The organism is Pseudomonas sp. LBUM1657, from assembly GCF_059716075.1.
The window spans coordinates 6,461,702-6,482,724 of the sequence record NZ_CP166799.1; the positions used below are offsets into that span (position 1 = coordinate 6,461,702).

Here is a 21,023-nt window from a genome sequence, read left to right on the forward strand (position 1 = left end):
TTTTCTATGATTCGCAGCGTTGCGAAAAACCGCCGTGAGGTCACAAATTCAAGGTCCCTCAAACTAGATGACTACAAAACCGGCGCACAGTTCTGAAAAGTTGGAATAGCCCGCGATCATGCGGTTTAGAGCGTTCGGCCGAAATAAGATCAGCTCTCATCCTTGAGTTTGAGCAAGGGCTCCTGAAACCGCAGTAAACGCCCCGCGTTACCCAACACCAGCAACGTGCTGAGGTTATGCAACAGTGCAGCAACCATCGCCCCCGCGGCGCCCAGCCAGCCGAATGCGGCGAACGCGACGATTGCCAGCGTCCAGCCCAGGCCAATGATCACATTGACCTGCAACGTCTGCCGGCATTGGCGACTCAAACGCACACACGTACCAAGCCGCCGCAGATCGCTGCCGATCAGCACGATGTCGGCCGAAGCCAGCGCGATGTCTGCCCCGCCCGCCCCCATGGCCACGCCAACCACACCGGCTTTAAGTGCCAGAGAATCGTTGATTCCGTCCCCAACGACCATCGGCCGAAAACCGCTGCCGATTTCCTTCAACACACGATTTAGTTTGTCCTCGGGCAACGCTTGCGCTTCCACATCACTGATCCCGACATCACGAGCCAGTGTATGAGCGACGCTATGCCGATCACCCGTGAGCAACAACTGACGTCCCAAACCGAGATTACGCAACTCGCTCAAGGCAAAGCGCGCTTCGGGTTTGACGCTGTCGGCCAGCAACAGCCACGCCAGGAATTCACCGTTGAGCGCGAGCCCGGCGATCGGCCCATCGTGGTCGGGGATGGTTGAAGTGGCGATCCCCAATTGCGCGAACAACTCCGGTCGCCCGAGTGCCGCCTCGCCCTGCTCCGTCATCGCCACCACACCCAAACCCTGGCGTTCGCGAATGTCCGAAAGCAGCAGGAAATGTTCTTGAGTGACCAACCCGGCGAGCGCACGACTGACCGGGTGACTGCTGGCGGAGCCGAGGCTGGCGGCGAGCTTCAAGACATGGCTGCGATCCTCCAGCGGGCTGTCGATGGATTGCAAACGCAAGGTGCCAAAGGTGAGCGTTCCAGTCTTGTCGACCACCAGGGACGTCAGGTCCGCCAGTTCTTCAAGAAACGCCGAGCTGCGAATCAGAATCCCGTGCCGGGCCGCGACAGCCACCCCGGCAATCGCTGTGGCTGGCGCCGACAACACCAACGCACAAGGGCAGGCAGCCACCAATACCGCGAGCATCGCCTGGGCATTGTTGGTGATGAACCAGGTCACGGCCGCCAGCAGCAACACCAAGACCATGTAGCTGCCAGCGTAGCGTTCCAGCAAACGCGTGATCGGCGGTTTGGAACGTTCGGCGCTTTGCATCAGCGCAATGACTTTACCGAGTGTCGATTCATGGCCGGTGCGGGTCACTTCAACGCGCAGCAGACCATCGAGGTTTATCGCGCCGCCAAATATTGGCATGCCAACGCCCGCCTCCATCGGCACGGATTCGCCGGTTATCGAAGCGGTGTCCAGGCTCGCCTGACCGGACAATACCCGACCGTCCGCCGGCACCCGATCACCCGCGCGCACCTCGACCAAATCGCCCGCCTTGAGCGTGCCGTTGTCGACTTCAACAATCGAGCCGTCCGCCTGAACCTTGCGTGCGTGGCTGCGAGTCAGTTTGCCGAGCGCGTGAATCGCCTCTTGGGAACCGATCACGCTGCGCTCTTCCAGCACGTGGCCGAAGATCATGATGATCGGCAGCAACGCGGCGGTCAGCAGATCACCCGTGGCCCAGGCACCCAGCATGGCCAGAGCGATCAGCTGATCAGTGATCCCGTGCAGGCTCGGGTAACGCAGGCTGTACCAGGCAGAACGCATCACCGGCACGGCCACCAGTAAAGAAGCGAAGCCGAGTAGCAACTGGCTGACACCGGCCTGCTCCGGCGCCAACCAGCGCCAGATCAGGCCCAGCGCCAGCAAGCCCAGTGCGAGCATGGCGAGGGTCAATTGGCGTGCGGCGCTGCGTTGTTCAGCCGAGGACAACATGCTCGGCGCGGTGGCGGTTTGGGCGGTCATTGTGCAGCTCCCTGAATGATCAGGCGGGAATCGTCTTTTGGATTGACCGTAGTGACCGAGCCAGCCTGACCGAGAATTTTCGGCATCCGCTCGCGGTAGATGCGCAGCAGCATTTGCGGGTCGGTGCCCTGTTGTTGCGCCTTGGCCAGACTCAACACCGTGGCCGTATCAGCCGAAGCTTTGGCCAATCGCTCACTCGCTTGCGCGTGAGCAACTTGCAGGGCTCGGTCGGCTTGTTCGTTGGCGGCCTGCGTGAGCTTCTCGGCTTCAGTGCGAGCGTTGGCGACGGCCTTGTCGGCTTGTTGACTGGCCGTCAGAACTGCATTGAAGGCGTTGACCGCGGGGCCGGGCAAACTCGATTGAACGTCGACGCGCGCCACTTCGATCCCAAGTCCCTGCCCCGTTGAGGTCAGCTCTGCGAGTCGCTGGTTGATGCCTTGCACCAGATCGCCACGCAGACGTTCGCGTCTTTCGGCCGCCCGGTTATCGGTGCCGATCAGTTCCGGTCGAGCGACGAGAATGGTGTCCAGATCGCGCGCGGCAGTGAGTGCAACGGCGCTGCGAGTGACCAATCGATCCAGCGCCGGCAGCACATGTTCACCTTGAAGGACGAAGGCATACGGTTCGATCACCTTGTAGAACACCCGCACATCGAGTTGCACCACACCCGCATCACCGGTCAGCAGATAACCGGAGCCCGCGAGTGCATCGCTGATCGGTGTGGCGAAACTTGCCACTCGATCCGCCTGCAACGCAGCATCCGTGCGCAGCAGATTTTCCACCCGACGATCAATCACCCGATCCGCCGCAGGCAACAAAACCACCTGCTCAAAAGGGCGCGGCCAAGCTAAAAGCAACCCGGCATTCTGGATGCGATCCAGCGCGCCAAAGTGCAAAACCACAGCGCGATTTTGCGGATCAATCTGCCTGAAATTGGAGAACGCCCAAGCCAAAGCGGCTAACAGGGTCACCGCGTACAACGCGAGAAAGGCCAATCGCCCGGCTTGAATCCAGGGGCTGCTCGACTCATTTGTTCCACGTGGAACTAAATTCATGGCTGCGACCCGGACTTATTATCGAGTGTCGGCGGACCGTCGACCAACACCCGGAACGGTGCAGCATCGGTGCGCAAAATCAGTTTGGTGCCGGGCGTGACGATGGTGCCCAAGGTGTCGAGGGAACGCAGCAAGTTGTACAGCTGCGGCGAACTGGCGTAAGCACGGCCGTAAATCTGCGCGGCTTCAACGCGTGATTGTGCTTCGATATCCGCTGCTTTCACCGTTGCATCAGCTTGTACGATGCGCGCGTCACGCTCGGCAGCTGAACGGATTTGCGCCGCTTCACGCTTGCCGATGGCAGTGCGTTCGGTGGCAATTGTTTCACGCTCGGCACGCATTCGATCGACCGTCGCGGTGAGCGTTACCGACGGCAAGGTCAGACGTTCGATGCCCACTTGCAGTACTCGCACACCATAAGTGGTCAGCAACTGCTGATCGATTTGCTGACGCAGCTGCGCTTCGAAATCGGCGATATGCACCTGATTGGCATCGGTGTTCACGAGGTTGGCCAGATCAAAACTGCTGGCCGTGGTTTCCAGCGCCGAGCCAACAAAGGTGCGAATTTGCCGTGCAGCTTCGTCCGGCTGGTTTTGCACGGCGCGCATAAAGCGCTGCACATTCTCCGGGTTGCCCTGCACCTGCCACGCCACATAAGCCTGAACGATGATGCGCAAACCGTCTCGCGTGCCCACATCCTGCAAACCGCTGGACGTCGTGCGCAGCCGCAGATCCACCGGAATCGCTGCCTCGAACGGCGCCGGCCAGCGCCAGCCAAGTCCCGGCTCCAGCAGCACCCGTGACGGATTACCGAAACGAGTAATCACTGTGGCCTCGCCCGAGCGCACTTGAACCAGGCTCGCTGCCGCGATGGCGAACGCGACCAGCAGCGCCGCCCAACCCATGCGTCGCCACGGGAATGGGCCAGCTTCTTGTGGATCACCGTGATGATGGTGGTGATGGCCATGGTGATGCCCGCCATGACCGTGATCGTGGCCAGAGTGGTCATCGTGATTGTGAGTGTGCGACTGGCTCAATTGGCAGCTCCTGACTGAGCGGGTTTACGCGACGGCGCTGGATCAGCCGGCAGCGTGAACGTACGGAGGTCGATGGTCGGCGCGTTGCTGCTGCCACCCAGACGATGATCGAGTACCAGCAACCTGGCGTTGGCCAGGCCCTGGGAAAGTTGACTGAGGTACTGCTCCAGTACGAAGGCCTGGCCGGCGCTGGCGTAGGCCTTTTGTTCGGCGCTGAATCTCAGGTCTGCCGCTTGGGCGCCAGCGTTGATTTCACGAGCGCTGGCCGTCGCTTGATCGCGAGCTATGCTGGCCTGCAATTGCGCCTGATGGGTGGCCTCTGCCGCCGCACCGCGCTCGCGGGAGATCAATGCCTGGGCACCAATCTGCGCGGCCTGTACGCCGTGATAAGCGTTGGCTGCGCCGGCCGGAGGGTGAATCGCCTCGACCACCGTGGCAAGAATTTCCACGCCGCTGTCGAGTGTCTGCAAGTCTGCCTGCACGGCCCGGCCGATCTCTTCGGCTAGCCCTACCCTGTCCTCACCGAGCAATCCGTCGAGGGTGCGCGAGGCGAAGTCGTGAACCAGAATCCGGCTGGCGGTGCTGCGAATCAGCGTCGGCACGTCGGCGCTGTTGTACGTCGCGGCCAACGCAGCTTGATCGCTCAGGCCGATGCGGTAGATGAAACGCACGTCCATGTTGACGATCTGGAAGCTCTGTTTGTCGGCACGGCTGCTGGCGATGACCTGGGATTTGTCATTCACATGGCTGGCGTCCCACAAACGATTGGCTATCGCGGGTGCTGGACCTTCGGCAGGTTCGGGCACAATCGGTGCAGACGTTTCACCGACACTGGTGGCCAACTCATGAACCACACCGTTTTCAACACTCAGCACGCGGCCCAACGGCCACGGTAAACCTGCGTGCAAACCGGGCCCGAAAACCTCCACCGGTTTGCCGAAACGTTCGTAGATGCCCCGCCCTTGCAACGGTATTTCGTGAATGCCGGTGAGCGACCAGCCGACGATAGACACCACCGCCAACACCGGCAAAAACGCCCGGCGCATGTACGTGAAAGCCCAGATCTGCCGCAGGTCGATGCCGAATCTGTTGTGCAGTTCGTGCTGTAACGCCAACAACGGTTGCGGCGGCCAGCGCAGCATGTCGGCGATGAAGCTTCGCGCCAGTAGCGTCGGTTCAAGTTGTTCGCGTTGCGGACTGAACAACGACAACACGGCGCGCAACAGCAATTCGGCGGCGACCAACCCCGGCAACAAGCCGATCAGCATCCCCAGACGCGCCGGCCAGACCGACGTTTCACTGCCGAACAACAAGCACAACGCACTGAGCACCAGGCAAATGATTGCAACCCGGATCAGCTGCGCCAGCGACGCTGCTTCAGGCCATTGGGCGGTGTTTTCCTGCGCCAGTTGCCGCTCCAGCACCAACAAACCGAAGGCCAGCAACAACGACAGCGCCGCGCCGACACTGGCCGACAAGCCCAGCGCTGTGGGCGGCAGAGCAAGGTTCCAGACCTGTCCGATACTGAACAACGTCAACAGCGACCAACCGCCCAGCCACAACGTCGGCGCACCGATCTGGCCGAGCATTTTCAGACCTTGGCGATTGATCCGATCCAGCAGCCGTTCGTACCAGCCTTCCGGGGCTACCATTTCGTCAGCCACGATCACTGGCACCACGGGGTTCATCGCCTGCGCGCGCCAACGGGTAATCCATCCGGCCGATTGCAGACCGGCAACCAGCACCAGCAAACCAGCGCTCTGATTGACCAGCACCGCCGGCCAGAGAGACTGCGGCGCAAACAACCCGACAAAAAACGCCAGCACTAAGCCTGTGGCTGCGAGAGCGCCCAGGCCGATTGCGAACTGACGCAATCGCCGCCCTTGAAAAACTGCCTGCTGAAAACGCGGCAGCCCGGTTACTTGCGTCCTATCGACTTCGAGATCGACTTGCATACCACCCCAGAGTTTATCGTTGCTCATATCGCAATTCGTTACGATATAACGAAAGCCATGAGATTTGCGTTTTTAAAACGCTCTATCTAATGACGCTAAACCTGTCACTTGGCTGAAGCCTTGACCGAAATACTCCGGAACGCACATATTACGTCCGTAATTTAATTCAAGAACTACGTTTACCCATCCGATCCCGTTCAATCCCAGGAGTACAAGCATGAGCACCTATGACGTCGTGATTCTGGGCGGTGGCCCCGGCGGTTATAACGCAGCGATTCGCGCAGGCCAGTTGGGCCTGAAAGCCGCGTGCGTCGAAGGACGCGCCACCCTCGGTGGCACCTGCCTGAACGTCGGCTGCATGCCGTCGAAAGCGCTGCTGCACGCCTCCGAACTCTACGACGCGGCCATGGGCGCGGAATTTGCCAACCTGGGCATCGAAGTCAAACCCTCCCTCAACCTTGCTCAGATGATGAAGCAGAAGGATGAAAGCGTTACCGGGCTGACCAAGGGCATCGAGTTTCTCTTTCGTAAAAACAAAGTCGACTGGATCAAGGGCTGGGGTCACATCGACGGGCCGGGCATCGTCACGGTGACTGACGACCAGGGCAGCAAGACTGAGCTGCGCGCCAAAGACATCATCATCGCCACCGGTTCCGAACCCACTCCCCTGCCCGGCGTGGACATCGATAACAAACGCATCCTCGACTCCACCGGCGCGCTGTCACTGACTGAAGTGCCTAAACATCTGGTAGTAATCGGCGCGGGGGTGATCGGCCTGGAACTCGGTTCGGTGTGGCGGCGACTGGGGGCTCAGGTGACGGTGGTGGAGTTTCTCGACCGGATCTGCCCGGGTGTGGATGGCGAAGCAGGGAAAACCCTTCAGCGTTCGCTGGTTAAACAGGGCATCAGCTTCAAATTGAGTTCGAAAGTGACCAGCGCCACGACCTCGGCGACAGGCGTTCAACTCAGCGTCGAGCCCGCCGCCGGTGGGGCCGCCGAGACACTGGAAGCCGATTATGTGTTGGTCGCTATCGGACGCCGGCCTTACACCCAAGGCCTTGGTCTGGAAAACATCGGACTGGCCACGGACAAACGCGGCATGCTCGCCAACAAGGGCCATCGCACCGAAGCCACCGGGGTCTGGGTAATCGGCGACGTCACGTCCGGGCCGATGCTCGCCCACAAGGCCGAAGATGAAGCCATGGCCTGCGTCGAGCAGATCGTCGGCAAGGCTGGCGAAGTCAATTACGACCTGATCCCTAACGTGATCTACACCAAACCCGAGCTGGCCAGCGTCGGCAAGACCGAAGAGCAACTCAAGGCCGAAGGTCGCGCGTACAAGGTCGGCAAGTTTCCCTTCACCGCCAACAGCCGGGCGAAGATCAATCACGAAACCGAAGGCTTTGCCAAAGTGCTGGCTGATGAGCGCACCGACGAAATTCTCGGCGTGCACCTGGTGGGCCCGAGCGTCAGTGAAATGATTGGTGAATATTGCGTGGCCATGGAGTTCAGTGCCTCGGCCGAAGACATTGCCCTGACTTGTCATCCACACCCGACCCGCTCCGAGGCCTTGCGCCAGGCGGCGATGAATGTGGAGGGGATGGCGACGCAGATGTAGGGTTGGAGATTGGCGGTGACTGGTCTACCGCTTTCGCGAGCAAGCCCGCTCCCACATAGGTTTTGTGAACACCACAGATCAAATGTGGGAGCGGGCTTGCTCGCGAAGGGGTCGACTCGGTCTAAAGCGGCAAATGCTCCAGCGGCAACGCCCCCGGCGTCTTCACCGTGTGAATCGCAAAGTTACTGCGAATGTCGCTGACACCCGGCAACTTCAACAGCCGCCCGGTGAGAAAGCGGTCGTACGCGCGCAAATCCGGCACCACAACTTGCAACAGAAAATCCGATTCCCCTGACACCAGAAACGCCGAAATCACCTCGGGCAACGCGGTCACGGCCAAGCGAAAGGACTCTGCCTGCTCATCGTTGTGACGCTCCACCTTGACCCCGACAAACACCGTCAGCCCAAGCCCAACTTCGTCGCGATCCAGATTGGCCTGGTAGCCACGAATCACCCCGGCCTCCTCAAGCATCCGTACCCGGCGCAAACAGGGCGAAGCGGACAACCCGATCTCGTCAGCCAGTTGCACATTACTCAAGCGACCGTCCCGTTGCAGGGCTGCGAGAATCTTGCGGTCGTAGGCGTCCAGTTTCATGGTTTGGCAGATCCTGATGGTTTGCACGCTATCGAGTAGCAGGTTATGCCAACCAAAGACATTTTAGAAGCAAACTACGCAACCACCTGCCCTGCCCTTCAGCCCTAGACTGGCCGTACCGAATCGACAACGAATGGGGTGCAATGTGGAAGGACTGTGGCTGTTTTTCATGGCGCTGGCGGTGGTTTACCTACTGCCGGGCCCGGACATGATCCTGCTGTTGCAGACCGGCGCCCGACAGGGCAAAGGCGCGGCGTTGGCCACCGCCGTGGGCCTGGGCATTGCCCGGGGTTGCCATGTCGCCTTGGCGGCGCTGGGGCTGGCAACGCTGTTCAAGGCGGCGCCCTGGACTTTTGATGTGGTGCGCCTGGCCGGTGCCGCGTATCTGCTGTGGATCGGCATTCAGTGCTTGCGAACCACGATGCTGCCGAACCTGAACGGCGCAGAGGCGGGCACCGAGAAAACTCACTGGCGCGCAGCTATCCAGCGCGGTTTGCTGACCAACCTGCTCAATCCCAAGGCGTTGCTGTTCTGCTCTGTATTGCTGCCGCAGTTCATCAATCCACTCGCCGGACCGGTACTTGCCCAATTCGCGACGCTGGGCGTGGTGCTGGTCGGCGTCGGTTTGTTGTTCGACAGCGCTTACGCACTGACCGGCGCCGCACTCGGCCGTTGGCTGCAACGCAGTCCTTCGGCCCAGCGCCTGCAGCAATGGTTGTTTGGCAGCCTGCTGATCGGCTTCGCCCTACGGCTGACCTTTGTGCAACAGGCTTGAGCCTTACTGCGCCTTACGGCGGCGACGATTGATCAGCAACAACGCTGCTGCCGTGACCGCTAATACGCCGCCGATTTGCAGCGGTTTTTTGTAGGGCCGCAGCGTCGATCGCATGGAATCCATTGCCTGAGTGACATAGCGTTTACTGGCGTTCTCAAAGTCAGGATAAGGGCACTGGTGACCGAAATTGGCCGCCCACTCCACGTACGGACCTTCCTTGACGTAGCGCTGGTAAAGGGCGCTTTCGACTTCAAGGCTTGTGTTCCACCCGGCCGCTTCGCACAGCACCGCCGCAAAAGCCTGGCTGGTGTGAGGCAAATTGTCGGCCGCGCGACTGGCCAACGCCGTGGCTACAAAACGATAGTGGTAACGCTGATCAGGTTGGGCGGCACTGGCCTGTTGGCGCTTCACTTCATCCTCGGCCACTAACGGGCCAACCTTGAGCTCAGCGCTATCAAGGCTGTAATTGCCGCCGAACGTGGCGTAATCCGGCGCCATTTCATAGCCGAGAATATCCATCCCCCACTCACGCGCCGTCCAAGCGGCATTGAACAATGCCGCGGCACGACGGGTCGGCCACCAGGCCGATTCAGCGGCCTGACGCTGCTGGCCATACAATCGAGCCTTGTTTTGCAAACCGGCGTTATCGAAATACGCCAGTGCTTCGTCATAACGCTCTTCGCGCAGCAAGCGCCGCCCCAGCAAATTGCGCAGCTTCGCCGCCACTGGCAACGGCACATAGTTATCGCGCTCCTGCTGAGTCAGCTGCGGTGGCGCCGGCACTTGGTTGTCGACGTAATTCTTCAGCTCCTCTACGGTCAGCACGCGTTCGGCGACAGTGGCCGCATCGAACCAGTAGATGTCTTGACTTCGATAAAGCTGATCGAACGCTTGCACGTAATCGCCGCGTTGCAGTGCCAGGATCGCGCTTTCACCCTCAACCCGGCACTTGGGCTGAACCGTTTCGAAGTCCCAGTCAGGCGTGCGCCGCTCACCCCAGGATTCATTCTGCGGGAAGGCCTGGGCAGCCTTGGCGTACGCGGCCGCAGCAGCGGCTTTATCCCCATCGCGCATCGCGAGTTTCGCCCGCAGCCACCACGCGAGGCCGCCATCGCCCGCGTGTTCGAGGAATACCTTGGCGCTCCCGTAGTCGCCCTGTTGATAATTCACCGCGGCCAGTCGATCAGCGTTATCGAGGCTACCGCGGGTGCTGTTTTGCAGCAGTTTGATCAGTTTCAACTCGTTCGGTGGCTGATCGCCGAATGACCAGCCCAGTCGGCTGATCAACGACGCTGTCACCAGTTGCTGCACCGGTTTGCCCTTGAGCAATACGGCCAGTTGATCGTCAGGCATTGCCGCCAGATCGGCCATCAACAGTTTCAGCGAGGTGTAGCCCACCGCTGAGCCGTGACGATTCTGCGTGGCGTAGAGTTCGATCGCACTGTTCCAGTCGCCAGTGGTGCGGGCCACGCGGGCTTCTTCGCCGAGGCTGGCGACGCCCAGCTCCAGTGGGTCGCTGAAGCCATCAATGCTTAGCTGACGGGTTTGCTCGAAGGCTTTGCGAGATTGAGCCAGCAGGTCAGGGCCAGCGTCCGCTTGTGCACTCATGGCAAACAACGCCCGACCCAACGAATAAGCAGCCCAGGTGCTGCGCAACGCCCGTTGATCCGCGGGCAATGCCAGCACCTTCTGGAAATACTCGGCTGCCAACCTATGGTCAGCGGTGTTGAACGCCACCGCGCCAGCCAGATAGAGCTTGAGTTCGACCGGCAAATCCGCGCCCTGAATCTCGACCTGACGAGCGTCGGTCAGGCTGCGGAGCTGTTTCACTAATGCCTGCTGGTCAGGTGTCAGACCGGCTTGCTCGGCGTTGCTCCGCTGTTCCGCATAGTCCGGCGCCTCCATGCTGTAGGCGACTGCGGTGATGTTCTTGAGCCCGGCGATGACATGCCCGAGCCGGTTGATCTCGAAGTTGAAGTTACCCTCCGGCAACTCCGCCAGCGACTGGCCACGGTTGTCCAGCAGGCGCATGGGGAAATCCGGCCCGCAGGCCAACGCCGAACCGACCGGCAAACTGAGGCTCAGGCAGAGCAGATGGCGGGGCCAGTTACGGGTGAACATGCGAACCTCCTTGATCAATGTATGCGCAACGCGCCCAACCGATAGCGCGCTGGCCACCAGCGGGCAGGCGACCGTCGCGCAGGCGGGTGAAGGTAAGCAGATCGGGGCTCTGTTGCAACGCATAACCGGCCAGCGCATCGACGCCATCACAACCCTGCACCGCCAACGTCAAGCGTTCAGGCCAGGCGCTGTCGAGGTTGCCTTGATTGCTGACGCTGATGTCATAGAGGCCGTCCTGCGTCGAGAGTTTCAGCGTCAGCCGACTCTTGAGGGCGTCGCCATGGGCTACGGCGCGCAAGGTCGTCAGGCTCCAGGCCCGGCGGTCATTGGCCAATGGCAGGCGAAACCAGATCAGGCCGGCCAGATGAGCCGGTGGATCGCTACGCAGCTCGGCGCCGAGTTTGCTCAGTTGTTTCGGATCGGCGAGCAATTCCTGGCGCTTACCATCGCTTTCGATCGGCACTTCACTTTCCACGATCGGTGCGCCGCTGGTAGTCGGTAACAGCGCCACGCCATAGGCCGGCAGCGCCAGATAGAACGGTTTGGCAGTGAGGCGGCTCCAGGCCTTGACCCATTGCCTCGCCTGATCCGCATCGAACAAGCCTCGACGCGGATCGCTCACCGCGTGCACCTGCAACACGCTGCTGTCGACTGTGGCTAACACCCCAGGCAATTCGGCACTGTCGAGCCAGGCCGGCAACGCAGTAATGCTCAACGGTATAGAGGCCGGCAGAACCGCGCGCAGGCGCGTAAGAAATTCGCGGTAGGCCGGTAGCCGAGCGTTACCTGAATCGTGGTCGATTTCCACGCCAGAGAGGATCAGCCCCTGCCCTTGCCAATCGCTGAGCACCTGCTGGATCTGTGCAGTGACTTCGTCCTGATCCAGCGACTTGAGCTGGCCATCCAGACGAATCACCGCAATCAGCGGTCGTCCATCCTGTTTGAGCAGCACCGGGTCAATCCGCGCCCGACTCCAACCCGCCTGCGGGAACGCCTGCAAGGCCAGCACCCGGAGGGTAGAAAAGTCGGCGCGGCTGTCCTTGAGGGCGACTTCGTGTGCCGGTGTCCATTGTCGTTGCCAGACGTAGAGTTGCTGATCGAGCGGCGGTGCGTCCTGTTGCTCGCAACCGATGAGCAGCGCCAGCCCGGCAAGCAACGCCGAGAGACGGAAGAAAAAATACATAAAGCTCCTTGGGCTGAATCAGATCCTACAGGTCGAGCACCAAAGGTTGCGCCCCCTGCGCCGGAATCGCACAACAAATCAGCACCTGTCCTTCATCCGGCACTTCCGCCGGGGGCTGTGGATAATTCACCTGGCCGCTGATTAGGCGGGTCTTGCAGGTCCCGCAGGAGCCGCCGCGGCAGCTGAATTCGGGACGCAACCCCCGACTTTCCGCCAGCTCCAGCAAACTGCCGCTATCGGGTTGCCAGCGGGCCTCTTTGGCCGAGCGCTGGAACACTACCGGCACGGAAGTCGTAGCGGCCGGCGGTTGCTCGATGACCACTGCGTCGGCATCCGGCTGCCGACGCAAGGTTGATGGGCCAAAAGTTTCCGCGTGAATCCGGGCATCGCGGATGTCCAGCTCCCGCAGGCTGTCGTACAGCCCTTGGGTAAAACTTCCCGGGCCGCAGAGGACAAAGTCCAGCTGGTCGTAGTCCTCAACCTCAAGGATGGTCTTGAGCAGCGCGGTGTCGATTCGCCCCGTCAGATCGAAGTCTTCGCCCTCGCGCGCCTCGGCTTCAGGCTGACTGAGCAGACGCAACACCCTGACCGCGTCACCGGCATCGTCGAGCAAGCGATCCAGTTCAGGACGAAACACTTGATCGGCCAACGTGCGTGAACTCTGGAAAAACCAGGTGGGCCGGATATGGCGGGTGCGCAGGCCTTGATAAACCACTTCCCGCAGCATCGACAGCAGCGGTGTGATGCCGACGCCGGCAGCTAACAACACCAACGGTCGCCGTTCATGGGGCGCCACGGTGAAATGCCCTTGAGGCGCGCGTGCCTCCAGCAGATCACCGACCTGAAGCTGTTCATGCAGATGCGACGACACCAACCCTTCACGCTTGACGCTGATGCGGAAAAAATCATCGGACGGCGCGCTCGACAAACTATAGGTGCGGATATGCACCTCGCCGGCGATGTTGAACCGCAGCGGTAAATGCTGCCCAGCCTGAAACACCGGCAACCCGGCGTCATCGGCAGGCTCCAGATAGATCGAGCGGATGTTGTGGCTTTGCGCCTCGATCCGCACCACCCGCAGTGGCCGCCAACGATCGCCCAACGCCTGGGCCTGCAAGCGGGCCGTGGCCTGCTGCCAGGTGCCGGTCAGCAAACTGGTGGGCGACACGCCATCGAAGCGCCAGCGCAGTGCGAGGGCGGCAGGCCGACGCACCACGCTTTCCACCTCGAACGTCCACAGCCGCTCGGCCCCTTGGAACGCCTCGACTTGCGGGCCTTCAAGGATGATTTCGGTTCGACCGCTGAGGTGCAGCAGATCACCCGAACTGAAATCGATAAACAGCAACCCGGCCCGGGGATTGAGCAGCAGGTTGCCCAAGGTATTGAAATGCAGGTTGCCGGCGAAATCCGGAATGGTCAGGCGATTGCCCTCTACCTGTACGAAACCCGCCTGGCCACCCCGGTGAGAAACGTCCACCGAGCGCAGGCCATCGACGTCCACGTAACTGGCGACAAAGAACGTATCGGCCCCGGCGATCAGGGTTTTGGCCGCGTCATCCAGACCGTCGAGGTGCTGCGCGATGCGAGTCGCAGGATCGGCCAGCGGTACTGAGCGAAACTGACGCAACTGAATGTATTGCGGGCAGTTGCCGAAGGAGTGTTCCACCGTGACACCGAAACCGCTCTCGGTCAGTCCGCCAACCCTGCCGTTGATGCGGTTGCGCCGTCGGGTGTGCAGCTCGATCCCCAGCAGGCCGATCGCCGCGCCATCGGTCAATTGCGCAGGATCATCGGCACCCGGCAGGCTGTTGAATTGCAGCAGGCCGGGTTCGGGCGAGTGAGCAAAGCCTGGCGGCCCTTCAAGAATACTTGCCCATGGATTGCCGTCGGCATCCACCGCGCCGTACAGCATGAACGGCAATTGCTGATAGAACGTGCGGTGCTGATCCGGCATTTCTGTGCGAATCACCTTACGACCGAACGCCTCCATTCGCTCAGCAACACCTACGTGAGCCTGCAACTGTTTCTCGCCAGCGTGCCAAGGTGAACGGTCCATAACGGCTTCTCCCCTGCGCCATCGGCGCAATGTGAACGGCCCGACAATGTCGGGCCGCAAGCATCAGGCAGTGGTTTGCAGACCGGCGACTGTGCGCGGCATGCCGACAAACCCTGGCAAGGCTTCGACCCGCGTGAGCCAGGAACGCACGTTGGCGTAGTCTTCAAGTGACACATTGCCTTCCGGCGCATGGGCGATGTAGCTGTAGGCCGACACATCGGCAATGGTCGGCTCGCTGCCCGCCAGATAAGCGCTATTGGCCAGTTCCTGATCGATCACCTTGAGCACGTCATGTGAACGAGTGATCGCCTCTTCTGCATTGTAAGGCGCACCAAACACCGTGATCAGCCTTGCCCTGGCAGGGCCAAAGGCAATCGGCCCGGCGGCCACCGACAACCAGCGCTGCACCTTGGCCGCACCGACCGGATCGGCTGGCAGCCAGCGGCCGTTGCCGTATTTCTGCGCCAGATAAACCAGAATCGCGTTGGAATCGGCCAGCACCACGCCCTGATCATCAAGGACCGGTACCTGGCCAAACGCGTTGAGTGCAAGAAAATCCGGCTGTTTGTGCGCACCCTTGGCCAGATCGACGAAGATCAGCTCGGTCGGCAGTTGCAGCAGGGACAGCATCAGCTCCACACGGTGAGCGTGGCCAGAACGTGGGAAGTTGTAGAGTTTGATCGCTTGCATGGTCGACTCCGCGGGTGGTCGCGCTGTTCAGGAGAGATCAGCACCGTGGGAGCTATCTTCCACCAGCGACGAAAACAACAGAATAACCAGCAACCGCAATCCATTATTTCAGCCAGCGCAACAAACCATCAGCCTTGCAACGCTGGGTGTTCTCGTAGCGCCTTCACCACAAAGTCGACAAAACTGCGGATTCGCGCAGGGGCCTTGCGACCGCCCTGATAGACCACATGGATGGGCAATGGTGACAGTTCGAAGTCGGCCAGAACAATTTCCAACTCACCGGAGGCGACTTTGCCCGCGACCTGATAAGACAGGACCCGAGTGAATCCCAGACCCAGGCACGCTGCGGTAATGGCCGCCTGATTCGCCGTCACCACCAGTCGCGGTTCAGGTCGAACACTCAGTGGCTCACCCGCATCGAGGAACGGCCAGGTTCTCAGCTGACCAATAGAGGACGTCGCAATAACCGGTGCCTGCGCCAGATCTTGAGGATGCCGAGGCCGGCCATGCGCCGTCAGGAAACCCGGTGAGCCGCAAATCACCCGCCGAACTTCACCCACGCGAATCGCGTGCTGATTACTGTCGGGTAACTCACCGATGCGCACGGCGACATCGATGCCCTCCTCGACCATGCTCACCACTCGGTCAACCAGCAAGCCGTTAATGAAAACTTCAGGAAATTGAGTCAGATAATCCACCATCACCGGCGTGACAAACAGCTCACCAAACAGAACCGGCGCCGTGATCGTCAGTTGCCCACGAGGTTGGGCGTGACTGCCCGCTGCCGAATCCTCGGCTTCCTGCACTTCGGCGAGAATTCTCCGACAGTCTTCGAGATAACGTTGGCCCGCCTCGGTCAAATACACGCTGCGCGTCGTGCGGGTGAGCAATAGCGTACCGATACGTTGCTCCAGCGCCGCCACCGCCCGGGTGACGCTGGCCGCCGACATGCCCAAACGCCGCGCCGCCGCCGAGAAACCTTGCTCCTGGGCGACGGCGGCGAAGACCTGCATTTCCTGGAATCGGTCCACGGGCGTTTCCTCAATTCAGATAAAAAAAATCGCAACCCAAGGCTGCGATTTTTAATGTTTTGATCACCTGTGGATAACTTATTCCACCGTCACCGACTTCGCCAGGTTACGCGGCTGATCAACGTCGGTGCCTTTCAGCACGGCCACGTAGTACGAGAGCAGTTGCAGCGGGATGGTGTAGAGGATCGGCGACAGGATGTCGTGGATGTGCGGCATGTGCACAACATGCGTGCCTTCACCATTAGTCATGCCAGCCTTCTCGTCAGCAAAGACGATCAGCTCGCCACCACGGGCGCGGACTTCCTGGAGGTTGGACTTCAGCTTCTCCAGCAATTCGTTGTTCGGCGCGACGGTGACCACCGGCATGTCGTTATCCACAAGCGCCAACGGGCCGTGTTTCAGCTCACCGGCTGGATAAGCTTCGGCGTGAATGTAAGAAATCTCCTTGAGCTTGAGTGCCCCTTCCATTGCCACCGGGAATTGCGCGCCACGACCGAGGAACAGGGTGTGGTTTTTCTCGGCGAACAGCTCGGCGATTTTCTCCACAATGCTGTCCATGGCCAGGGCTTCACCCAAGCGGGCTGGCAGACGACGCAGTTCTTCAACCAGCGTCGCTTCGACGCCTTTACCCAAGGTGCCGCGAACCTGGCCCAGGGACAGCGTCAGCAACAGCAGGCCTACCAATTGGGTGGTGAAGGCTTTGGTCGACGCCACGCCGATCTCGCGACCGGCCTGGGTCAACAGGGTCAGGTCGGACTCACGTACCAGTGAGCTGATGCCGACGTTGCAGATAGCCAGGCTGGCGAGGAAACCCAGTTCCTTGGCATTGCGCAGGGCTGCCAGCGTGTCGGCGGTTTCGCCGGACTGGGAGATGCTCACAAACAAGGTGTCGGGCTGCACCACCACCTTGCGGTAACGGAATTCGCTGGCAACTTCGACCTGGCACGGGATGCCGGCCAGTTCTTCGAGCCAGTAACGGGCAACCATGCCGGCGTGATAACTGGTGCCGCAGGCAACGATCTGCACGTTACGCACTTTGGCGAACAGCTCGGCAGCCTGTGGACCGAAGGCCTGAACCAGCACCTGATTCTGGCTCAGACGACCTTCAAGGGTGCGCTGCACCACCGCCGGTTGCTCGTGGATTTCCTTGAGCATGTAATGGCGGAACTCGCCCTTGTCGGCGGCTTCCGCACCGTCGCGATATTGCACAGATTCGCGTTCAACGATTTCGCCATTAACGTCCCAGATCTGCACGCTGTCACGGCGAATTTCGGCGATATCACCTTCTTCCAGGTACATGAAACGGTCAGTCACCTGACGCAAAGCCAACTGGTCGGAAGCCAGGAAGTTTTCACCCAGGCCCAGACCGATCACCAGCGGGCTGCCGCTGCGTGCTGCGACCAGACGATCAGGCTGATCAGCACTGATCACGGCCAAACCGTAAGCGCCGTGCAGTTCTTTGACAGTCGCCTTGAGGGCCACGGTCAGATCGCACAGATCCTTGAGTTTGTGGTTCAGCAGGTGAGCGATGACTTCAGTGTCGGTGTCCGAGGTGAACACGTAACCCAAGGCCTTGAGTTGTTCGCGCAAGGCTTCGTGGTTCTCGATGATGCCGTTGTGCACCACCGCCAGATCACCGGAGAAATGCGGGTGAGCATTGCGTTCGCACGGCGCACCGTGAGTGGCCCAGCGAGTGTGAGCGATACCGAGGCGACCGGCGAGAGGCTCGTCAGCCAATGCCTGTTCCAGCTCGCTGACTTTGCCGGGACGACGCATACGCTCAAGTTTTTCATCGTTGGTAAAGACCGCCACACCGGCGCTGTCATAGCCACGGTATTCCAGGCGCTTGAGGCCTTCGAGCAGGATGGCGGTGATGTTACGTTCTGCGACTGCGCCGACAATTCCACACATGCTATTTCTCCTGACTGACAGCCGCGCAAATCAAATTGATGCCGCGGGCCTGAATCTGATCCCGTGCCTCAAGTGGCAGGCGATCATCCGTAATAAGGGTATGGACGCTGCTCCATGGCAGTTCCAGATTGGGAATCTTGCGGCCGATCTTGTCGGCCTCGACCATCACCACGACTTCGCGGGCGACTTCGGCCATGACCCGGCTCAGTCCCAGCAGTTCGTTAAAGGTGGTCGTACCGCGAACCAGGTCGATGCCATCGGCACCGATAAACAACTGGTCGAAGTCGTAAGAGCGTAGTACTTGCTCGGCAACCTGCCCTTGAAAGGACTCGGAATGGGGGTCCCAGGTGCCACCGGTCATCAACAGCACCGGCTCATGCTCGAGTTCGCTCAAGGCGTTGGCCACATGCAGGGAATTGGTCATCACCACCAGACCCGGTTGTTGGCCGAGTTCCGGAATCATCGCAGCAGTAGTGCTGCCGCTGTCGATGATGATCCGCGCATGCTCGCGAATCCGCGTAACGGCAGCGCGAGCGATGGCCTGTTTGTATCTGGAGACTGGTTGACCGATATCGGCCACCAATTCTTGAGGCATGGTGATCGCACCGCCATAACGGCGCAGCAACAGACCATTGGTTTCCAGTGCCGCCAGATCTTTTCGAATCGTAACTTCCGAAGTTTCGAAACGCTTGGCCAGCTCATCCACACTGACTTCGCCCTGCTCGTTGAGCAAGGCGAGGATATTGTGGCGGCGTTGAGGTGTATTACGCTTCGACATGGACTGATAAGTTTCGATTCGAAAGATAACGTAAGCAATCAAAACCCATCAGCGAAACTTCGTCAAGCGAGGGAGCTAAAAATATTTGTGGATAACCCATTCGCGAGCAAGCCCGCTCCCACTTGGATTGGATAACCCTGTGGAAGCGGGCTTGCCCGCGAATACATTGGTTCGGCCTGTGAATAACTTCAGCCAATGATCTATGTGTGGATAACTCAGCTCTTTTTGATCTTCTCCGGCCGCTTCCAGCCGTCGATGTTCTTCTGACGAGCCCGGCCGACAGCCAATTGAGCTTTATCCACATTCTGGGTAATGGTCGAACCGGCTGCGGTGGTAGCACCGTTGGAGATATCCACAGGCGCCACCAACGAGTTGTTGGAACCGATGAAGACATCCTCGCCCAGTACGGTTTTCCACTTGTTGGCGCCGTCATAATTGCAAGTGATCGTGCCAGCACCGATGTTGGTGCGTGCGCCGATCTCGGCATCGCCCAGGTAGGTCAGATGACCGGCCTTGGCACCTGCTCCCAGATGAGCGTTTTTCAGTTCAACGAAGTTACCCACATGGGCACGGGCTTCCAGTACCGTGCCGGGGCGCAAGCGAGCGAACGGACCGGCATCGCTGCCTTCACCGAGAATCGCGCCCTCGATGTGGCTGTTGGCCTTGATCACCACACCTTTGCGCAGGGTACTGTCCTTGATCACGCAGTTCGGACCGATCACCACGTCGTCTTCGATGACCACCTTGCCTTCGAGGATCACGTTGATGTCGATCAGCACATCGCGGCCGACGGTGACCTCACCGCGCACATCGAAACGTGCCGGGTCGCGCAGTGTCACGCCTTGAGCCATCAATCGACGACCGGCGCGCAGCTGATAGTGACGCTCAAGCTCGGAAAGTTGCTTGCGGTCGTTGGCACCCTGCACTTCCATGGCATCGTGGGGTTGCTCGGTCGCCACCACCAGGCCGTCGCTGACCGCCATGGCGATCACATCAGTCAGGTAGTACTCACCCTGGGCATTGTTGTTGGAGAGTCGGCTCATCCAGTGGCCAAGTTGTGCGAAAGGCAGCGCCAGAATACCGGTGTTGCCTTCGGTGATCGCACGCTCGGCTTCGTTGGCGTCCTTCTGTTCGACGATGGCCGTCACCTTGCCGTCGGCGTCGCGGACGATGCGGCCATAACCAGTCGGGTCATCCAGTTCGACGGTCAGCAGGCCGAGTTGCTGTGGTGCTACCTGTTTAAGCAGACGCTGAAGGGTCTCGACTTCGATCAACGGCACGTCACCGTAAAGAATCAGTACGGTGTCGGACTCGATGAAGGGCACAGCTTGAGCGACCGCGTGGCCAGTGCCCAACTGCTTGTCCTGCAGGACAAAATTCAGATCATCAGCCGCCAGACGCTCACGAACTGCGTCGGCGCCATGGCCGATCACAACGTGAATGCGCTGTGGATTAAGTTGTCGGGCGCTGTGGATAACATGGCCGAGCATCGAGTTGCCGGCAATCGGATGCAGGACTTTCGGCAGCGCCGAACGCATGCGAGTGCCTTGGCCAGCAGCGAGGATAACGATTTCGAGAGACATGACTGGCTACCAATCCTGGGTGGTCAGCGGCTGCGACCAGGTTATGAAAGTCGGAAAAGAAAAAAGGGTAGCCGAGGCTACCCTTTTTAATCAATCGCGCAACAAGTTGATGGCCTATTAGTGGCCGAACTTCTTGCGGATCTGCTGGACGGTGCGCAGCTGAGCTGCAGCCTCGGCCAGACGTGCGGCAGCAGAACCGTAATCGAATTCCGCGCCCCGGTCATGCAAGGCCTTCTCGGCAGCCTTAACGGCTTCCTGAGCGGAGGCTTCATCCAGGTCGGCAGCACGTTGCACGGTGTCGGCAAGAACCTTGACCATGTTCGGCTGAACCTCGAGGAAACCGCCAGAGATGTAATACACCTCCTCTTCCCCGCCCTGCTTGATCAGGCGGATCGGGCCCGGCTTGAGATTGGTGATCAGCGGCGCGTGACCCAAGGCGATACCAAGATCACCCAGTGCACCGTGCGCAACCACCATCTCGACCAGGCCGGAGAAGATTTCCCCTTCCGCGCTGACGATATCGCAATGGACTGTCATAGCCATCTGATTGCCTCAAACTAAATTAGCGCCCGTTA

The 21,023-nt window shown here is 60.2% G+C and carries 16 protein-coding genes; 2 read left to right on the forward strand and 14 right to left on the reverse strand.

Annotated elements, in window-relative coordinates:
* Positions 1-149 precede the first annotated feature (149 nt).
* From ACA055_RS29860 to hflK (ACA055_RS29875), 4 genes are read right to left on the reverse strand one after another with little or no spacing between them, the layout of a single operon-like run.
* A complete protein-coding gene (locus tag ACA055_RS29860; protein ID WP_497681779.1) occupies positions 150-2,060 on the reverse strand; it encodes a cation-translocating P-type ATPase in 1,911 nt (636 codons plus the stop codon).
* Entirely contained in the window at positions 2,057-3,115 is a 1,059-nt protein-coding gene (gene hflK / locus ACA055_RS29865; RefSeq protein WP_497681780.1) for a protease modulator HflK, read from the reverse strand. Before hflK (ACA055_RS29865) ends, ACA055_RS29860 begins: the two co-directional genes overlap by 4 nt.
* Positions 3,112-4,152, reverse strand: coding sequence for a protease modulator HflC (gene hflC, locus ACA055_RS29870; RefSeq protein WP_497681781.1), 1,041 nt, complete (start codon positions 4,150-4,152; stop codon positions 3,112-3,114). Before hflC ends, hflK (ACA055_RS29865) begins: the two co-directional genes overlap by 4 nt.
* Positions 4,149-6,107 (reverse strand): protease modulator HflK, encoded by a 1,959-nt coding sequence (gene hflK, locus ACA055_RS29875; RefSeq protein WP_497684514.1) that lies wholly within the window; start codon positions 6,105-6,107, stop codon positions 4,149-4,151. The genes hflC and hflK (ACA055_RS29875) overlap by 4 nt, the downstream gene beginning before the upstream one ends.
* A gap of 217 nt (positions 6,108-6,324) precedes the next feature.
* Here hflK (ACA055_RS29875) and lpdA point away from each other — a divergent pair, with 217 nt between their 5' ends.
* Positions 6,325-7,725 carry a dihydrolipoyl dehydrogenase gene (gene lpdA, locus ACA055_RS29880; protein ID WP_497681782.1) on the forward strand — a complete coding sequence of 467 codons (1,401 nt, stop codon included), beginning with the start codon at positions 6,325-6,327 and terminating at the stop codon, positions 7,723-7,725.
* Between the two features lie 121 nt (positions 7,726-7,846).
* Here the strand turns inward: lpdA and ACA055_RS29885 are convergent, their stop codons facing one another.
* Positions 7,847-8,320 (reverse strand): Lrp/AsnC family transcriptional regulator, encoded by a 474-nt coding sequence (locus ACA055_RS29885; protein WP_163910566.1) that lies wholly within the window; start codon positions 8,318-8,320, stop codon positions 7,847-7,849.
* Between the two features lie 145 nt (positions 8,321-8,465).
* Between ACA055_RS29885 and ACA055_RS29890 the strand changes: the two genes are divergently transcribed.
* Positions 8,466-9,095 carry a LysE family translocator gene (locus ACA055_RS29890; protein WP_497681783.1) on the forward strand — a complete coding sequence of 210 codons (630 nt, stop codon included), beginning with the start codon at positions 8,466-8,468 and terminating at the stop codon, positions 9,093-9,095.
* A gap of 3 nt (positions 9,096-9,098) precedes the next feature.
* Here the strand turns inward: ACA055_RS29890 and ACA055_RS29895 are convergent, their stop codons facing one another.
* The 9 genes from ACA055_RS29895 to ACA055_RS29935 form a co-directional block, all read right to left on the reverse strand.
* Positions 9,099-11,216 (reverse strand): hypothetical protein, encoded by a 2,118-nt coding sequence (locus tag ACA055_RS29895; protein ID WP_497681784.1) that lies wholly within the window; start codon positions 11,214-11,216, stop codon positions 9,099-9,101.
* Positions 11,203-12,399 (reverse strand): DUF3142 domain-containing protein, encoded by a 1,197-nt coding sequence (locus tag ACA055_RS29900; protein WP_497681785.1) that lies wholly within the window; start codon positions 12,397-12,399, stop codon positions 11,203-11,205. The genes ACA055_RS29895 and ACA055_RS29900 overlap by 14 nt, the downstream gene beginning before the upstream one ends.
* A gap of 25 nt (positions 12,400-12,424) precedes the next feature.
* Positions 12,425-14,455, reverse strand: a complete 2,031-nt coding sequence (locus tag ACA055_RS29905) for a 2Fe-2S iron-sulfur cluster-binding protein (protein WP_497681786.1) — start codon at positions 14,453-14,455, stop codon at positions 12,425-12,427.
* A gap of 63 nt (positions 14,456-14,518) precedes the next feature.
* On the reverse strand, positions 14,519-15,145 hold the full coding sequence (locus ACA055_RS29910) for a glutathione S-transferase family protein (RefSeq protein WP_497681787.1): 627 nt from the start codon (positions 15,143-15,145) through the stop codon (positions 14,519-14,521).
* 128 nt (positions 15,146-15,273) lie between these two features.
* Positions 15,274-16,176 (reverse strand): LysR family transcriptional regulator, encoded by a 903-nt coding sequence (locus ACA055_RS29915; protein WP_497681788.1) that lies wholly within the window; start codon positions 16,174-16,176, stop codon positions 15,274-15,276.
* Positions 16,177-16,254: 78 nt separating this feature from the next.
* Positions 16,255-18,087 carry a glutamine--fructose-6-phosphate transaminase (isomerizing) gene (glmS, locus tag ACA055_RS29920; RefSeq protein WP_497681789.1) on the reverse strand — a complete coding sequence of 611 codons (1,833 nt, stop codon included), beginning with the start codon at positions 18,085-18,087 and terminating at the stop codon, positions 16,255-16,257.
* Position 18,088: 1 nt separating this feature from the next.
* Entirely contained in the window at positions 18,089-18,865 is a 777-nt protein-coding gene (locus tag ACA055_RS29925; protein WP_497681790.1) for a DeoR/GlpR family DNA-binding transcription regulator, read from the reverse strand.
* Between the two features lie 215 nt (positions 18,866-19,080).
* On the reverse strand, positions 19,081-20,448 hold the full coding sequence (gene glmU / locus ACA055_RS29930) for a bifunctional UDP-N-acetylglucosamine diphosphorylase/glucosamine-1-phosphate N-acetyltransferase GlmU (protein ID WP_497681791.1): 1,368 nt from the start codon (positions 20,446-20,448) through the stop codon (positions 19,081-19,083).
* Between the two features lie 117 nt (positions 20,449-20,565).
* Positions 20,566-20,991 carry a F0F1 ATP synthase subunit epsilon gene (locus ACA055_RS29935; RefSeq protein WP_008155716.1) on the reverse strand — a complete coding sequence of 142 codons (426 nt, stop codon included), beginning with the start codon at positions 20,989-20,991 and terminating at the stop codon, positions 20,566-20,568.
* Positions 20,992-21,023 lie beyond the last annotated feature (32 nt).

Bases quoted from the DNA above. Each gene is read 5' to 3' on its own strand.
- ACA055_RS29860 (WP_497681779.1), bottom strand. From the start codon at position 2,060: ATGACCGCCCAAACCGCCACCGCGCCGAGCATGTTGTCCTCGGCTGAA.
- hflK (WP_497681780.1), bottom strand. From the start codon at position 3,115: ATGAATTTAGTTCCACGTGGAACAAATGAGTCGAGCAGCCCCTGGATT.
- hflK (WP_497684514.1), bottom strand. From the start codon at position 6,107: ATGCAAGTCGATCTCGAAGTCGATAGGACGCAAGTAACCGGGCTGCCG.
- lpdA (WP_497681782.1), top strand. From the start codon at position 6,325: ATGAGCACCTATGACGTCGTGATTCTGGGCGGTGGCCCCGGCGGTTAT.
- ACA055_RS29885 (WP_163910566.1), bottom strand. From the start codon at position 8,320: ATGAAACTGGACGCCTACGACCGCAAGATTCTCGCAGCCCTGCAACGG.
- ACA055_RS29895 (WP_497681784.1), bottom strand. From the start codon at position 11,216: ATGTTCACCCGTAACTGGCCCCGCCATCTGCTCTGCCTGAGCCTCAGT.
- ACA055_RS29900 (WP_497681785.1), bottom strand. From the start codon at position 12,399: ATGTATTTTTTCTTCCGTCTCTCGGCGTTGCTTGCCGGGCTGGCGCTG.
- ACA055_RS29905 (WP_497681786.1), bottom strand. From the start codon at position 14,455: ATGGACCGTTCACCTTGGCACGCTGGCGAGAAACAGTTGCAGGCTCAC.
- ACA055_RS29910 (WP_497681787.1), bottom strand. From the start codon at position 15,145: ATGCAAGCGATCAAACTCTACAACTTCCCACGTTCTGGCCACGCTCAC.
- glmS (WP_497681789.1), bottom strand. From the start codon at position 18,087: ATGTGTGGAATTGTCGGCGCAGTCGCAGAACGTAACATCACCGCCATC.
- ACA055_RS29925 (WP_497681790.1), bottom strand. From the start codon at position 18,865: ATGTCGAAGCGTAATACACCTCAACGCCGCCACAATATCCTCGCCTTG.
- glmU (WP_497681791.1), bottom strand. From the start codon at position 20,448: ATGTCTCTCGAAATCGTTATCCTCGCTGCTGGCCAAGGCACTCGCATG.
- ACA055_RS29935 (WP_008155716.1), bottom strand. From the start codon at position 20,991: ATGGCTATGACAGTCCATTGCGATATCGTCAGCGCGGAAGGGGAAATC.